The sequence below is a fragment of the Pseudomonas sp. HS6 genome (assembly GCF_023375815.1).
Lineage (GTDB): Bacteria > Pseudomonadota > Gammaproteobacteria > Pseudomonadales > Pseudomonadaceae > Aquipseudomonas.
Genome location: NZ_CP067412.1, coordinates 4,706,558 through 4,721,557 on the forward strand (window position 1 = coordinate 4,706,558; position 15,000 = coordinate 4,721,557).

Consider the following 15,000-nt stretch of genomic DNA (forward strand, 5'->3'; position numbering starts at 1 on the left):
AAAGCCATGAGAGCTGATCTGGAAATCATCCAGGAATGGATCCCCGCCGGCAGCCGCGTGCTCGACCTCGGTTGCGGTGACGGCGAGTTGCTGACCTGGCTGCGCGACCACAAGCAGGTCACCGGTTATGGCCTGGAAAACGACCCGGACAACATCGCCGAATGCGTGGCCAAGGGCATCAACGTCATCGAACAGGACCTGGACAAGGGCCTGGGCAACTTCGCCAGCAACAGCTTCGACGTAGTCGTGATGACCCAGGCCCTGCAAGCCGTGCACTACCCGGACAAGATCCTCGACGAAATGCTGCGGGTCGGTCGCCAGTGCATCATCACGTTCCCGAACTTCGGCCACTGGCGCTGCCGCTGGTATCTGGCGAGCAAGGGCCGGATGCCGGTGTCCGAGTTCCTGCCGTACACCTGGTACAACACGCCGAACATTCACTTCTGCACCTTCGAAGACTTTGAAGAACTTTGTCGCGAACGTGAGGCGAAGGTCATTGATCGGCTTGCCGTGGATCAACAGCACCGCCACGGGTGGGCCAGTAAGCTATGGCCTAATCTGTTAGGTGAGATCGGTATCTACCGCGTCAGCAGCCCGGGGCTTGCGGATCACAGAATCGCGGTCTGAACCACGACATTGCGAGGAGAACGAACATGGGACGCTTGATTACCGCGCTATTGGCCGCCTGCCTGAGCCTGTCGGCCATGGCTGCCGACGTCATCAAAGGCGAGCGCCAGGAAACCTTCGGCGACGTGACGGTGCACTACAACACCTTCAACTCGACGTACCTGCAACCGGACATCGCCAAGGCTGCCGAGCTGATTCGCAGCAAGAATCAGGGCGTGATCAATGTCTCGGTGATCAAGGATGGCAAGCCGTTGATCGCCAATGTCACCGGCACGGTCAAAGACCTGACCAGCCAGAGCGTGACGCTCAATTTCCGCCAGGTCACCGAACAGGGCGCGATCTATTACATCGCCCAGTACCCGGTGGAACAGCAGGAAACCCGCACCTTTGAAATCAAGGTGCAGAACGGTGACAAGATCAACACCATCAATTTCAACCAAGAGCTTTTCCCCGGCGAATGATGAACCTCAAGCAACTCGTACTGGCCAGCCATAACGCCGGCAAACTCAAAGAACTACAGGCCATGCTTGGCGACTCGGTGCAATTGCGCTCGATTGGCGAATGGAGCAAGGTCGAACCGGAAGAAACCGGCCTGTCGTTCGTCGAGAACGCGATCCTCAAGGCCCGCAACGCTGCGCGCATCTCCGGGCTGCCGGCGCTGGCCGACGATTCGGGCCTGGCGGTGGATTTCCTCGGCGGTGCGCCGGGCATTTACTCGGCGCGCTATGCCGACGGCAAGGGCGACGCGGCGAACAACGCCAAACTGCTCGACGCCTTGAAGGATGTGCCTGAAGCCGAGCGCGGGGCGCAGTTCGTCTGCGTGCTGGCGCTGGTGCGTCATGCCGACGATCCGCTGCCGATCCTGTGCGAAGGCCTGTGGCACGGGCGTATCCTGACCGCCGCCAGCGGTGAGCACGGTTTCGGTTATGACCCGCTGTTCTGGGTTCCGGAGCGTAACGTCTCCAGCGCCGAACTGAGCCCGAGCGACAAGAACCAGATCAGCCACCGCGCCCGTGCAATGGATCTGCTGCGCCAGCGTCTGGGCCTGAAATGACCGATAGCTCCTCCGCGTCGTCGCTGATCATCGGCGGCGCCGCCTCCTCGCCTCGGGCGCCGTTGCCGACGCTGCCGCCCCTGGCGCTGTACATCCACATTCCGTGGTGTGTGCGCAAATGCCCGTATTGCGACTTCAACTCCCACACCGCCAGCCCGGTGCTGCCGGAGCAGGAATACGTCGACGCGTTGCTCGCCGACCTCGATCAGGATCTGCACGCGGTGTACGGCCGTGAGTTGAGTTCGATCTTCTTTGGCGGCGGCACGCCGAGCCTGTTCAGCGCCGAAGCGCTCGGTCGCTTGCTGGAAGGCGTGAAACAACGCATCCCGTTTGCCGATGACATCGAAATCACCCTGGAAGCCAACCCCGGGACTTTCGAGCAAGAGAAGTTCGTCGCCTACCGCAAACTGGGGATCAATCGCCTGTCGATCGGTATCCAAAGCTTCCAGCAGGAAAAGCTCAAGGCCCTCGGCCGTATCCACAACGGCGATGAAGCCATCCGCGCTGCCGGCATGGCGCGCCAGGCCGGGTTCGATAACTTCAACCTCGACTTGATGCACGGCTTGCCGGACCAGTCGCTGGACGATGCCTTGAGCGATCTGCGCCAGGCGATAGAGCTGAAGCCGACGCACATTTCCTGGTATCAGCTGACACTGGAGCCGAACACCGTGTTCTGGAACCAGCCGCCGGTGCTACCGGAAGACGACACGCTGTGGGACATTCAAGAGGCCGGGCAAGCACTGCTGGCCGAAAACGGTTACGCGCAGTACGAAGTCTCAGCCTATGCCCAACCGGGTCGCCCGGCGCGACATAACCTCAATTACTGGAGTTTCGGCGACTTCATCGGCATCGGCGCCGGCGCCCACGGCAAGCTCAGCCATCCGGACGGGCGCATCGTGCGCACCTGGAAGACCCGACTGCCGAAGGACTACCTCAACCCGGCCAAAAGCTTCCAGGCCGGCGAGAAAGCCCTGACCAATGACGAGATGCCGTTCGAGTTCCTGATGAACGCCCTGCGCCTGACCGCCGGTGTTGAATCACGCCTGTACCCCGAGCGCACCGGCCTGCCGCTGGAAAGCCTCGACGAACACCGCCGCGAGGCCGAACAAAGCGGTCTGTTGCAGGTCGAACCGTCACGTCTGGCGGCCACCGAACGCGGACAACTGTTCCTCAATGACTTGCTGCAGAAATTTCTGAGCTGACCCGCTCTCAAGGAAACCGCATGGATTTGATACTCGACCTGCTCGCCACCGTGTCCCGCTGGAGCCGCAGCAACCTTTCGGAAATCGCTCTGGCCCTGGTGGGCTGCCTGCTGGTGCTGTTCGGCGCGGACTTCAAGGCCTGGGTAGACCAACGCCTGGGCAGCATCGCCGGCGCCCTGCGCGTCCCGCTGATGGCCCTGCTCTGCCTGATCGGCAGCGGCGCGGCGCTGATCTACGCCACGCCTTGGGTGGTGAAGGGGCTGAGCCAGTTCAATAACTACAGCCTGGCGCCGGTTTTGTTGGTGGTGCTCGTTTTGATCGGCGTGGTCGCGGATCGCCGTTGACCGCGCATTGAAAACAGACAGGGAAGTTCATGAGCAAGAAACTGCTGGACGAAACAAGCAAATTTCTCAGCTTCGTGCTGCGTCATGAGCCACAGGCGATCGGCTTGAAGCTGGACTCCGAAGGTTGGGCGGACATCGAGGCCTTGATCGGTGGAGCGGCGCGGGACGGCAGAACGCTGGATCGCACGCTGATCGAAAACGTCGTGGCAAGCAGTGACAAGAAGCGCTTTTCAATCTCCGCAGATGGCCAGTCGATTCGCGCCGTACAGGGCCACTCGACAAAAAGCGTGGAGCTGCAGTTCGAAGAAAAGCAGCCTCCGGAAACGCTTTATCACGGCACGGCGACACGTTTCATGGACTCGATCAACGAGCAGGGATTGATCCCGGGATCGCGCCATCACGTGCATCTGTCCCAGGAAACCGCCACCGCTTCGGAGGTTGGGCAACGTTACGGAACGGTCGTGGTTCTGAAAGTCGCCGCGCGACAGATGCAGGAACAGGGTTTCAAGTTCTATCAGGCCGAGAATGGTGTCTGGCTGACAGAGCGGGTCCCGTCGGAGTTTCTTTCTACGGTGTAATTTCCGAGTACTGCCAAAACAACTGTGGGAGCCAATGGCTCCCACAGTGTTATTGCGTAAGTCTTACGCCTGCTTTTCGAACTTCAGATCCCAAACGCCATGCCCAAGACGTTCGCCACGGCGTTCGAACTTGGTGATCGGGCGTTCGGCCGGGCGCGGTACGCATTTGCCGTCTTCGGCGAGGTTGCGATAGCCCGGGGCGACGTTCATCACTTCCAGCATGTATTCGGCGTACGGCTCCCAGTCGGTGGCCATGTGAAGAATGCCGCCAACCTTCAGCTTGCTGCGCACCAGCTCAGCGAAGGACGCCTGAACGATGCGACGCTTGTGGTGACGGCTTTTGTGCCATGGATCCGGGAAGAACAGCATCAGGCGATCGAGACTGTTGTCGGCGATGCAGCGGTTGAGCACCTCGATCGCGTCGCAATCGTAGACCCGCAGGTTCGTCAGGCCCTGAGTCAGCACGCCATTGAGCAGCGCGCCGACACCCGGACGGTGAACTTCGACACCGATGAAATCCTGTTCCGGCGCAGCAGCTGCCATTTCCAGCAGCGAGTGACCCATGCCGAAACCGATCTCCAGCGAGCGCGGCGCGGAGCGGCCGAACACCTGGTCGTAATCCACCGGCGCATCGGCCAGAGGCAGGACAAACTTCGGCGCGCCCTGATCCAGGCCGCGTTGCTGGCCTTCGGTCATGCGCCCGGCGCGCATCACGAAACTCTTGATGCGGCGGTGTTGGCGCTCGTCGCCTTCTTCCGTCTGGATTGGCGTGTCGTTCGATTCAGTCATCAATAGCTCTTACTTGATCAGACCATCCAGCGGCGAAGAGGCGCTGGCATAGAGTTTTTTCGGCATGCGGCCGGCGAGGTAGGCCAGGCGGCCCGCGACGATCGCGTGTTTCATGGCTTCAGCCATCATGATCGGTTGCCCGGCGTGGGCGATGGCCGAGTTCATCAGCACCGCGTCACAGCCCAGTTCCATGGAGATGGTGGCGTCGGAAGCCGTACCGACGCCGGCATCCACCAGCACCGGGATCTTGGCTTCTTCGAGGATGATCTGCAGGTTGTACGGGTTGCAGATCCCCAGGCCCGAACCGATCAGACCGGCCAGCGGCATTACCGCGATGCAGCCGATTTCCGCCAATTGACGGGCGATGATCGGGTCATCACTGGTGTAAACCATCACGTCGAAACCTTCCTTGACCAGCACTTCGGCGGCCTTGAGGGTTTCGATCACGTTGGGGAACAGGGTTTTCTGGTCGGCCAGCACTTCCAGCTTCACCAGGTTGTGGCCATCGAGCAGCTCACGGGCCAGGCGGCAGGTGCGCACGGCTTCGACTGCGTCGTAGCAACCGGCGGTGTTCGGCAGGAAGGTGTAACGATCCGGCGACAGTACGTCGAGCAGGTTCGGCTCGCCTTCGATCTGGCCCAGGTTGGTGCGGCGCACGGCGAAGGTGACGATCTCGGCACCCGAGGCTTCGATGGCCAGGCGGGTTTCTTCCATGTCACGGTACTTGCCAGTACCAACCAGCAAACGCGACTGGTAAGTACGACCGGCCAGAACGAAAGGCTTGTCGCTACGAACGATGCTCATGGGAAATCCTCTGTTGGGGTGAGGGTCTTGCAGAATTCTCGGCCCATGCAGGCCTGGTGGCTAGCCGCCGCCGATGGCGTGCACCACTTCGACGTTGTCGCCGTCGTTCAAAGTGGTGCCGGCATGCTGGCTGCGCGGGACGATATCCAGATTGAGTTCGACCGCCACCCGGCGTCCGGTCAGGTCCAGACGGGTCAGCAGGGCCGCAACGGTTTCACCGTCGGGCAGTTCAAGGGATTCGCCGTTCAACTGAATGCGCATGCCGGATGCCGCCATCATTTTTAGGGGGTGGCATTCTAGCCCGATCATGACCTAAAGGTCAGCACCAAGCGTCAAGCGGTTGGCTGCAGGCGCCAGGCGGCGAGCCCGAGGCACAGCCAGCCGATCAGGAACGCCAGACCACCGAACGGGGTGACGATGCCGAGCTTGCCGATGCCGATGGTGGTCAGCAGGTACAGGCTGCCGGAGAACAGCAGGATGCCGATGCTGAACGAGATACCGGCCCAGGCGACAAGACGCCCCTGAAGCTGCGTTGCCAGCAGTGCCACGCCGAACAGCGCCAGCGCGTGCACCAGTTGATAGGTGACGCCGGTGTGGAAGATCGCGAGGTACTCGGGGGTCAGGCGGTTTTTCAGGCCATGGGCGGCGAATGCGCCGAGGCCGACACCGGTGAAACCAAAGAAGGCAGCCAGCATCAGAAAGCTACGCAGCATGTAGAACTCCAGTCAGACTCGATCGGCAGGGTCTGTATAATGGCTCGCTCAACCGGTTCGGCCAAGCCATCTCTATGCTGCGTTTATTTCTCCGTCGTTTCACGAAGGCCCTGCTCTGGTTCGCGGGCGGCAGCGTATTGCTAGTGTTGGTGTTTCGCTTCGTGCCGCCACCGGGCACGGCGCTGATGGTCGAGCGCAAGATCGAATCCTGGGTCGACGGCGAGCCGATCGATCTGCAGCGCACCTGGAAGCCGTGGGACGAGATCTCCGATGACCTGAAGGTCGCGGTGATTGCCGGCGAAGACCAGAAATTCCCCGAGCACTGGGGTTTTGACCTGAGCGCGATCAAGGCCGCACTGGCTCACAACGAACTCGGCGGCTCGATCCGCGGTGCCAGCACCTTGAGCCAGCAAGTGTCGAAGAACCTGTTTTTGTGGTCCGGCCGCAGCTATCTGCGCAAAGGCCTGGAAGCCTGGTTCACCGCGCTGATCGAAGTGTTCTGGCCCAAGCAGCGGATTCTTGAGGTGTACCTGAACAGTGTCGAGTGGGATGACGGCGTGTTTGGTGCCGAAGCGGCGGCAAGGCATCACTTTGGTGTAGGTGCCAAGTCCTTGTCCCGGCAGCAGGCGAGTTATCTCGCGGCCGTATTGCCCAATCCCCGGGTCTGGAGCGCCAGCCACCCGACCTCCTATGTTTCACGCCGGGCCGGATGGATTCGTCAACAGATGAGCCAACTGGGTGGCGACAGCTATCTGCTGACACTCAATGATTCGCGCAAGGCGCCCTGGGCTCAATGAGTTTCTGACACGCAAACAAAAACGCCCCGATCATCACTGATCAGGGCGTTTTTTTGTTTCTGATACACCGGTTACGCGGCAATCGACAACTTGAGCTTGTTCATCGCGCTCTTCTCGAGCTGACGGATCCGCTCGGCCGACACGTTGTACTTCTGCGCCAGGTCGTGCAGCGTGGCTTTCTCTTCCGCCAGCCAGCGCTGGTAAAGGATGTCACGGCTACGTTCGTCCAGCACTTCCAGCGCTTCGTGCAGGTTGTGATTGGAGTTGTCGCTCCAGTCGGCATCTTCCAGTTGACGCGCCGGATCGTACCGGTGGTCTTCCAGGTAGTTGGCCGGCGACTGGAAAGCACTGTCGTCGTCGGCTTCAGCAGCCGGGTCGAAGGCCATGTCATGGCCGGTCAGGCGACTTTCCATCTCACGCACTTCACGTGGCTCGACGCCGAGGCTTTCCGCCACACGGTGGACTTCCTCGTTGTTCAGCCAGGCCAGACGCTTCTTCTGGCTGCGCAGGTTGAAGAACAACTTGCGCTGGGCCTTGGTGGTCGCGACTTTCACAATGCGCCAGTTGCGCAGGATGAACTCGTGAATCTCGGCCTTGATCCAGTGAACCGCGAAGGACACCAGACGCACGCCCATTTCCGGGTTGAAGCGCTTCACGGCCTTCATCAGGCCGACGTTGCCTTCCTGGATCAGGTCAGCCTGAGCCAGACCGTAGCCGGAATAGCTACGGGCAATGTGTACGACAAAACGCAGGTGGGCGAGCACCATCTGCCGAGCCGCCCCCAAATCCTGCTCATAGTAGAGACTCTCGGCCAGTTCACGCTCCTGCTCCGGCGTCAGCAATGGAATGCTGTTGACGGTGTGTACATAGGCTTCCAGGTTTGCGCCCGGAACCAATGCATACGCAGGTTGCAAAGAATTGGTCATACGAAAAAACCTCCGACTTACATACTCGCGCCTTTCGGCACTGCGAAAAATTGACCGGAAACTCAGGTACAAGTTCCCAAAAAACCGCAAGGTCAATCACGCGCAAAAAAGATTCTACTTCGGCGCCAGCTCCCTGAGATGACGTGCGACTGCAATCCATGCACCGATATAACCCAACAGCACCGCGCCAAGCAAGAGCGACAGACCGTCGGCAACTGGCACTCCGGCCAGCGCAAAATCACTGCCGTACAAGCCGGCCAGCCCAACCACCGCGTCGTTCAGCCAGTTCAGGCCGAACGCCAGCACACCCCAGGACAGCAGCCCCGCACCGAAGCCATACAACGCGCCCATATAAAGGAAGGGACGACGCACATAGCTGTCAGTGCCGCCGACGAGTTTAATCACTTCTATCTCTGTGCGGCGGTTTTCAATATGAAGACGAATGGTATTGCCTATCACCAAAAGTAATGCGGAAACCAGCAACACCGTCAGACCGAAGACAAAACGATCGCCGAGCTTGAGGATGGCAGCCAGACGCTCGACCCAGACTAGATCAAGTTGCGCCTGTTGTACCTTGGGCAGCTCGGAAAGTTTTTGTCTTAATGCTTCCAGCGTCGACTTGTCGACCTCGTTCGGCGTGACCAGCACAACGCCTGGCAGCGGGTTTTCCGGCAGCTCGCGCAAGGCTTCGCCCAGTCCGGACTGCTGCTGGAACTCTTCCAGTGCCTGATCGCGACCGACATATTCAGCATCAGCTACGCCCGGCATACCCTTGATCTGATCCCGCAGCTTCTCGCCCTGAGCCGGACTGGCTTCGAGCTCCAGATACAACGAGATCTGCGCCGCACGCTGCCAGGAACCGCCCAGACGCTCGACGTTGTTCAGCAACAACGAAAGCCCCATCGGCAGACTCAGTGCGACCGCCATCACCATGCAGGTGAAGAAGCTGCCGATCGGCTGCTTACCGAGGCGACGCAGGCTGTCGAGCAGGCTGGCACGGTGGTTTTCTACCCAGGCACGGAACAATGTGGCGAAATCCGGGCCATCGTCATCGTCATGCTTTTTCTTCTTTGGCGGCTGCGGATCGGCGGCTTTCGGGGCCACGCGTTCGGAAACCTTCGGACTGCGTGTCGCACTCATTCGCCAGCCTCCCCGTCACCGATCAATCGGCCGCGTTGCAGGGTCAGCATGCGATGGCGCATGCGCGCGATCAGGGCCAAGTCGTGACTGGCGATCAGCACGCTGGTGCCCAGACGGTTGATGTCTTCGAACACCCCCATGATCTCGGCCGCCAGACGCGGGTCGAGGTTACCGGTCGGTTCGTCCGCCAGCAGCAGGGCCGGACGGTGAACGATGGCGCGGGCAATGCCGACGCGCTGTTGCTGACCGGTGGACAGGTCGCCGGGGTACAGATCGGTCTTGTCCGACAGGGCTACGCGCTCCAGCGCCGAATCGACGCGCTTGGCGATTTCTGCTTTGGACAGCCCGAGAATCTGCAAGGGCAGCGCGACGTTGTTGAACACCGTGCGATCGAAGAGCAATTGGTGATTCTGAAACACCACGCCGATCTGCCGGCGCAGGAACGGAATCTGCGCATTGCTGATGGTGCTCAGGTCTTGCCCGGCCAGCAGCAGTTTGCCGCTGGTCGGACGTTCCATCGCCAGCAACAGGCGCAACAACGTGGATTTACCGGCACCGGAATGGCCGGTGACAAACAGGAACTCGCCGCGACGGACTCGAAAGCTCAGCTCATGCAAGCCGACGTGACCGTTCGGGTAGCGTTTACCGACCTGTTCGAAACGAATCATGAACGCTCCCGCTCGGCAAACAGTGCCTGGACAAAGGGTTCGGCTTCAAAGGTACGCAGATCGTCGATGCCTTCACCGACGCCGATGTAGCGGATCGGCAGGCCGAATTGCTTGGCCAGGGCAAAAATCACCCCGCCCTTGGCGGTACCGTCGAGCTTGGTCAGCGCCAGGCCGGTCAGTTCGACGGTCTGGTTGAATTGCTTGGCCTGGTTGATGGCGTTCTGACCGGTGCCGGCGTCGAGCACCAGCAGCACCTCGTGCGGCGCATCGGCGTCGAGCTTGCCGATCACCCGGCGAACCTTCTTCAGTTCTTCCATCAGGTTGTCTTTGGTGTGCAGGCGACCGGCGGTGTCGGCGATCAGCACATCGATGCCACGGGCCTTGGCGGCCTGCACGGCGTCGAAGATCACCGAAGCCGAGTCCGCGCCAGTGTGCTGGGCGATCACCGGAATCTTGTTGCGCTCGCCCCAGACCTGCAACTGCTCGACCGCCGCGGCACGGAAGGTGTCACCGGCGGCGAGCATGACTTTCTTGCCTTCCAGTTGCAGCTTCTTCGCCAGCTTGCCGATGGTGGTGGTCTTGCCGGCGCCGTTGACGCCGACCACGAGGATTACGAACGGCTTGTTCTGCGAAACGATTTTCAGCGGCTGCTCAACCGGTTTGAGCATTGCAGCCAACTCGGCTTGCAGGGACTTGTACAGCGCGTCGGCGTCGGCCAGCTCTTTACGAGCGACCTTCTGGGTCAGACGCTGGATGATCACCGACGTGGCTTCGACGCCGACGTCGGCGGTCAGCAGACGGGTTTCGAGGTCGTCGAGCAACTCGTCATCAATGGCTTTCTTGCCGAGGAACAGGCTGGCCATGCCCTCGCCGATGCTGGCACTGGTCTTGGACAGGCCTTGCTTGAGGCGGGCGAAGAAGCCGGCCTTCGTTTCTTCGGTGCGAGGCGCCTCGACCGGAGTGTCGACGACCGGTGCAGGTGCAGGTGCAGGTGCAGGTGCAGGTGCAGGTGCAGGTGCAGGTGCAGGCTCGGGGACTTCAATGACAGGAGCAACCGGAGCAACCGCAACAGGCTCGGCAGGAACTGGCGCGGTCTCAATCACAGGCTCAGGTTCAGCCACATAAACTGGAACCGGCTCAGGCACCAAAGCAACCGGCGCAGGAATCACCGGCGTCACATGCGGCGCAGCCTCTTCAACCAATGCCACCGGCTCCTCGGCCACCGGCAAGGTCAGCCATGGCTGGGTGACCGGGGTCAGCGGCAGTTCAGCGGCAGCCGGCGCTTCAGGCTCGACTTCGGCCACTGGTTGCAACACCGGTTCGGCGATCGGCAGCACAACCGGTGCCGGCGCTTCTTCCATTACGGGTATTACGGGAGCGGGCGCTGGGGCTGGCTCAGGAATGGCTGTCGGCTGTTCGACGACGGGTTCCTGCGGCTTTTTGCGCAGCCATCCGAACAGGCTTTTCTTCTCGCCAGCCGCAGCTGGGGTCTTCTTGTCGTCGTTGGAACCAAACATGGAGGACGGCTATCTCACGGTAGCGACGCGCCACAGGGGCGCCCCGGCAAATAAATATTCGATGCAGAACAGACTGTGTTTCACCCAGCTTGTTCACGCGCAACATTTTGTCGAGGCACAAAAAGCACCCCAAAGGTCTGTAAATACCAAGGACTGGAACGGCATCGTCGGCGAAAACGCAGAGTTTAGCTGACAAACTCAAAGCTTCTGCCGGTAACCCGTACAACCTATAGACCGATCAGTGGCCTGATAGGCGTGGCCGCCAGTAAAACGGATCAGTATCCTAGCACCTCCTCGCCCGCCTAGGCTAAGACCAAGCGGGCAACCCAACAGGTTTAAAAACGAATGAATGCTCTAGCCCGCCGCGCCGCAGGCCTGCTGCTCAGCACAGTCTGCCTGCCCCTTTCGGCCCTGGCGGCCGACCCGCAACCGACCCACGAATTCACCCTCGACAACGGCTTGAAGGTCGTCGTGCGCGAAGACCATCGCGCGCCAGTGGTGGTTTCGCAGGTCTGGTACAAGGTCGGCTCCAGCTACGAAACACCGGGCCAGACCGGTCTGTCCCACGCCCTCGAGCACATGATGTTCAAGGGCAGCGAGAAAGCCGGCCCCGGTGAAGCCTCGCTGATCCTGCGCGACCTGGGCGCCGAAGAGAACGCGTTCACCAGCGATGACTTGACCGCCTACTACCAGGTGCTGGCCCGCGACCGCCTGGGCGTAGCCTTCGAACTGGAAGCCGACCGCATGGCCAATCTGCGCCTGCCGGCCGACGAGTTCGCCAAGGAAATCGAAGTCATCAAGGAAGAGCGTCGCCTGCGCACCGACGACAAGCCGATGTCCAAGGCCTACGAGCGCTACAAGGCCATGGCTTACCCGGCCAGCGGTTATCACACGCCGACCATCGGCTGGATGGCCGATCTCGACCGGATGAAGGTCGAAGAGCTGCGCCACTGGTATCAGTCCTGGTATGTGCCGAACAATGCCACGCTGGTGGTGGTCGGTGACGTGACCCCGGACGAAGTCAAAAACCTCGCCCAGCGCTATTTCGGCCCCATCCCGAAACGCGACATTCCTCCGGCGAAGAAGCCGCTGGAACTGGCCGAACCCGGGGAACGCCAGCTCACCCTGCACGTGCAGACCCAACTGCCCAGCCTGATACTCGGCTTCAACGTGCCGAGCCTGAGCACTGCCGAAGACAAACGCTCGATCAACGCCTTGCGCCTGATTTCGGCGCTGCTGGACGGCGGCTACAGCGGTCGTATCCCGACCCAGCTTGAGCGTGGTGAAGAGCTGGTGTCCGGCGGTTCGGCAAGCTACGACGCCTACACCCGCGGTGACAGCCTGTTCACCCTGTCGGCCACGCCGAACACCCAGAAGAAAAAAACCATGGCCCAGGCTGAAGCCGGTCTGTGGAAACTGCTGGAACAGTTGAAAACCACCGCACCGTCCGCCGAAGAACTGGAACGAGTGCGTGCGCAAGTCATCGCCGGCCTGGTCTTCGAACGTGACTCGATCACTGCCCAGGCCACTGCCATCGGCCAACTGGAGACCGTCGGCCTGTCGTGGAAACTGATGGACACCGAACTGGCCGATCTGGAAAGCGTCACCCCGCAAGACATCCAGAACGCCGCCAAGCTGTATTTCACCCGCGAACGTCTCAGCGTCGCCCACGTCCTGCCACTGGAGACGACTCATGAGTGAGCGCAAAACCCCACGCCTGTTACTGCTCGGCCTGATCACCCTGGCGGTGATCGGCTCCGCCGCGCTCTTTCTGGCGCCGAGCGACGACAGCAAGGCCAGCGAAGCGCTGGATAACGCCAAGTCCAGCCAGAAGCTGCAATCACTGGCCGAACTCGACGGCAAGGCCCCGGCAAGCCGCAAACTCGACGTGCAGACCTGGAACACCGCCGAAGGCGCCAAGGTGCTGTTCGTCGAGGCTCGCGAACTGCCGATGTTCGACATGCGCCTGATCTTCGCCGCCGGCAGCAGCCAGGACGGCAACGCGCCGGGCCTGGCCCTGCTGACCAACGCCATGCTCAACGAAGGCGTCGCGGGCAAGGATGTCGGCGCCATCGCCCAGGGCTTTGAAGGCTTGGGTGCAGACTTCGGCAACGGCGCCTATAAGGACATGGCTATCGCTTCGCTGCGCAGCCTGAGTGCCGCCGACAAACGCGAGCCGGCGCTGAAACTGTTCTCGGAAGTGATCGGCAAACCGACCTTCCCCGCCGACTCGTTCGCGCGCATCAAGAACCAGATGCTTGCCGGTTTCGAGTATCAAAAACAGAGCCCCGGCAAACTCGCCAGCCTGGAATTGATGAAGCGCCTGTACGGCGATCACCCGTATGCACACTCCAGCGATGGCAACGCGCAAAGCGTACCGAAGATCACCCTGGCGCAACTGCGTGAGTTCCACGCCAAGGCGTATGCCGCCGGCAACGTGGTGATTGCGCTGGTCGGCGACTTGTCCCGTGCCGAGGCCGAGGCAATTGCCAATCAGGTGTCCGCCGCCCTGCCAAAAGGCCCGGCGCTGGCGAAGATCGCTCAACCGCAGGAGCCGAAAGCCAGCGTCGGCCACATCGAGTTCCCGTCCAAGCAGACCAACCTGATGCTTGCGCAACTGGGCATCGACCGTGACGACCCGGACTACGCCGCGCTGTCCATGGGCAACCAGATTCTCGGTGGTGGTGGTTTCGGCACCCGCTTGATGAGCGAAGTCCGTGAGAAACGCGGTCTGGCCTACACCGTGTACTCGGGGTTCAGCCCGATGCAGGCGCGCGGCCCGTTCATGATCAATCTTCAGACCCGCGCGGAAATGAGCGAAGGCACTTTGAAACTGGTGCAGGATGTGCTCGCCGATTACCTGAAGACCGGCCCGACCCAGAAAGAACTCGACGACGCCAAGCGCGAACTGGCCGGCAGCTTCCCGCTGTCCACCGCGAGCAACGCCGACATCGTCGGCCAGCTCGGCGCCATGGGTTTCTACAACCTGCCGCTGAGCTATCTGGACGACTTCATGCGTCAGTCCCAGAGTCTGACCGTCGAGCAGGTCCGCGACGCCCTGAACAAACACTTGAGCACGGATAAACTGGTCATCGTCAGCGCTGGCCCGACCGTGCCGCAAAAGCCGTTACCGGCCCCATCTGATAAACCTGCCGAGCAGCCGCTCGGGGTTCCGGAGCATTAATGGCCAGTCCAAAGAAACCTGTACAAAAACTGCACAACGGTGTGAACCAGTTGCGCATCATCGGCGGCGAATGGCGCAGCCGCAAACTGAGCTTCCCGGATGCGCCGGGCCTGCGCCCGACGCCGGACCGTGTGCGCGAAACCCTGTTCAACTGGCTCGCGCCATATGTTGCCGGGGCCAAGGTGCTCGATCCGTTCGCCGGCAGCGGCGCACTGTTTCTGGAAGCGCTGTCCCGGGGCGCGTCCATGGGCCAGGCGCTGGATGCCAGCCATGTCGCGGTCTCCAGCCTGAAAGAACACCTCGGCACGCTGCGCTGCACCAACGGCCATGTGCAGACCGCCGACGCATTGCGCTACCTGGAAACCCAGACGGCGACCACGTTCGACCTGGTGTTCCTCGACCCGCCGTTCAACCAGAACCTGCTGCCCGCCGTGTGCACGCTGCTGGAAGAGCGCCATTGGCTGGCCGATGAAGCGTGGATCTACACTGAAAGCGAAACCGCGCCATCGACCCTCGGCCTGCCAGGCAACTGGCGCCTGCACCGCGAGCAGAAATCCGGGCGGGTGTACTACGCGTTGTGGCAACGTATGGCAGTGATCGCCGGTTAACCGACCGGCCTGAAAAAGCGGCGGGCCTCAGCCGAGGCTCGCTGCGCTG

19 protein-coding genes are annotated in these 15,000 nt (G+C 61.3%); 11 read left to right on the plus strand and 8 right to left on the minus strand.

The features are described 5' to 3' along the window. Window positions 1–6 precede the first annotated feature (6 nt). The 6 genes from metW to JJN09_RS21265 are packed head-to-tail and all read left to right on the plus strand — an operon-like array spanning window position 7 to window position 3,805. Entirely contained in the window at window positions 7–627 is a 621-nt protein-coding gene (metW, locus tag JJN09_RS21240) for a methionine biosynthesis protein MetW (protein WP_115079510.1), read from the plus strand. A gap of 26 nt (window positions 628–653) precedes the next feature. Then, complete coding sequence (locus tag JJN09_RS21245) at window positions 654–1,088, plus strand: DUF4426 domain-containing protein (RefSeq protein WP_249483539.1); 435 nt, start codon at window positions 654–656, stop codon at window positions 1,086–1,088. Continuing rightward, a complete protein-coding gene (rdgB, locus tag JJN09_RS21250) occupies window positions 1,085–1,681 on the plus strand; it encodes an RdgB/HAM1 family non-canonical purine NTP pyrophosphatase (protein ID WP_249483541.1) in 597 nt (198 codons plus the stop codon). Before JJN09_RS21245 ends, rdgB begins: the two co-directional genes overlap by 4 nt. Further along, window positions 1,678–2,883, plus strand: a complete 1,206-nt coding sequence (gene hemW, locus JJN09_RS21255) for a radical SAM family heme chaperone HemW (RefSeq protein ID WP_249483543.1) — start codon at window positions 1,678–1,680, stop codon at window positions 2,881–2,883. Before rdgB ends, hemW begins: the two co-directional genes overlap by 4 nt. A gap of 20 nt (window positions 2,884–2,903) precedes the next feature. Continuing rightward, window positions 2,904–3,227 carry a DUF3392 domain-containing protein gene (locus tag JJN09_RS21260; protein WP_102619691.1) on the plus strand — a complete coding sequence of 108 codons (324 nt, stop codon included), beginning with the start codon at window positions 2,904–2,906 and terminating at the stop codon, window positions 3,225–3,227. A 29-nt stretch (window positions 3,228–3,256) separates the two neighbouring features. Beyond that, a complete protein-coding gene (locus JJN09_RS21265) occupies window positions 3,257–3,805 on the plus strand; it encodes an RNA 2'-phosphotransferase (RefSeq protein WP_249483545.1) in 549 nt (182 codons plus the stop codon). A gap of 63 nt (window positions 3,806–3,868) precedes the next feature. On the opposite strand, the gene trmB is transcribed toward JJN09_RS21265, so the two are convergent. The 4 genes from trmB to JJN09_RS21285 all read right to left on the minus strand — a co-directional run bounded on the left by trmB (window position 3,869) and on the right by JJN09_RS21285 (window position 6,111). Then, window positions 3,869–4,594, minus strand: coding sequence for a tRNA (guanosine(46)-N7)-methyltransferase TrmB (trmB, locus tag JJN09_RS21270; RefSeq protein WP_249483547.1), 726 nt, complete (start codon window positions 4,592–4,594; stop codon window positions 3,869–3,871). A gap of 9 nt (window positions 4,595–4,603) precedes the next feature. Continuing rightward, complete coding sequence (locus JJN09_RS21275) at window positions 4,604–5,398, minus strand: thiazole synthase (protein ID WP_249483549.1); 795 nt, start codon at window positions 5,396–5,398, stop codon at window positions 4,604–4,606. Between the two features lie 60 nt (window positions 5,399–5,458). Next, the gene (thiS, locus tag JJN09_RS21280) at window positions 5,459–5,659 is read right to left on the minus strand and encodes a sulfur carrier protein ThiS (protein WP_249483551.1); all 201 of its coding nucleotides are present in this window, start codon (window positions 5,657–5,659) and stop codon (window positions 5,459–5,461) included. Window positions 5,660–5,730: 71 nt separating this feature from the next. Continuing rightward, window positions 5,731–6,111 (minus strand): DUF423 domain-containing protein, encoded by a 381-nt coding sequence (locus JJN09_RS21285; protein ID WP_249483553.1) that lies wholly within the window; start codon window positions 6,109–6,111, stop codon window positions 5,731–5,733. A gap of 74 nt (window positions 6,112–6,185) precedes the next feature. Between JJN09_RS21285 and mtgA the strand changes: the two genes are divergently transcribed. Further along, complete coding sequence (gene mtgA / locus JJN09_RS21290) at window positions 6,186–6,908, plus strand: monofunctional biosynthetic peptidoglycan transglycosylase (protein ID WP_249483555.1); 723 nt, start codon at window positions 6,186–6,188, stop codon at window positions 6,906–6,908. Between the two features lie 71 nt (window positions 6,909–6,979). Here the strand turns inward: mtgA and rpoH are convergent, their stop codons facing one another. The 4 genes from rpoH to ftsY form a co-directional block, all read right to left on the minus strand. After that, window positions 6,980–7,834: an RNA polymerase sigma factor RpoH gene (gene rpoH / locus JJN09_RS21295; RefSeq protein ID WP_003229146.1), complete on the minus strand. Its 855-nt coding sequence runs from the start codon at window positions 7,832–7,834 to the stop codon at window positions 6,980–6,982. Between the two features lie 114 nt (window positions 7,835–7,948). Beyond that, window positions 7,949–8,974 (minus strand): permease-like cell division protein FtsX, encoded by a 1,026-nt coding sequence (gene ftsX, locus JJN09_RS21300; RefSeq protein ID WP_096817585.1) that lies wholly within the window; start codon window positions 8,972–8,974, stop codon window positions 7,949–7,951. After that, on the minus strand, window positions 8,971–9,642 hold the full coding sequence (gene ftsE / locus JJN09_RS21305; protein WP_008065082.1) for a cell division ATP-binding protein FtsE: 672 nt from the start codon (window positions 9,640–9,642) through the stop codon (window positions 8,971–8,973). The genes ftsX and ftsE overlap by 4 nt, the downstream gene beginning before the upstream one ends. Further along, the gene (gene ftsY / locus JJN09_RS21310; RefSeq protein WP_249483556.1) at window positions 9,639–11,159 is read right to left on the minus strand and encodes a signal recognition particle-docking protein FtsY; all 1,521 of its coding nucleotides are present in this window, start codon (window positions 11,157–11,159) and stop codon (window positions 9,639–9,641) included. Before ftsY ends, ftsE begins: the two co-directional genes overlap by 4 nt. Between ftsY and JJN09_RS21315 the strand changes: the two genes are divergently transcribed. The 4 genes from JJN09_RS21315 to rsmD all read left to right on the plus strand — a co-directional run bounded on the left by JJN09_RS21315 (window position 11,158) and on the right by rsmD (window position 14,951). Then, complete coding sequence (locus JJN09_RS21315; RefSeq protein ID WP_249483558.1) at window positions 11,158–11,352, plus strand: hypothetical protein; 195 nt, start codon at window positions 11,158–11,160, stop codon at window positions 11,350–11,352. The genes ftsY and JJN09_RS21315 overlap by 2 nt on opposite strands. Before the next feature lie 152 nt (window positions 11,353–11,504). Next, window positions 11,505–12,860, plus strand: a complete 1,356-nt coding sequence (locus JJN09_RS21320) for a pitrilysin family protein (protein WP_249483560.1) — start codon at window positions 11,505–11,507, stop codon at window positions 12,858–12,860. Next, window positions 12,853–14,343, plus strand: a complete 1,491-nt coding sequence (locus tag JJN09_RS21325) for a pitrilysin family protein (protein WP_249483562.1) — start codon at window positions 12,853–12,855, stop codon at window positions 14,341–14,343. The genes JJN09_RS21320 and JJN09_RS21325 overlap by 8 nt, the downstream gene beginning before the upstream one ends. Further along, window positions 14,343–14,951 carry a 16S rRNA (guanine(966)-N(2))-methyltransferase RsmD gene (rsmD, locus tag JJN09_RS21330; protein WP_249483564.1) on the plus strand — a complete coding sequence of 203 codons (609 nt, stop codon included), beginning with the start codon at window positions 14,343–14,345 and terminating at the stop codon, window positions 14,949–14,951. Before JJN09_RS21325 ends, rsmD begins: the two co-directional genes overlap by 1 nt. Window positions 14,952–15,000: the final 49 nt, after the last annotated feature.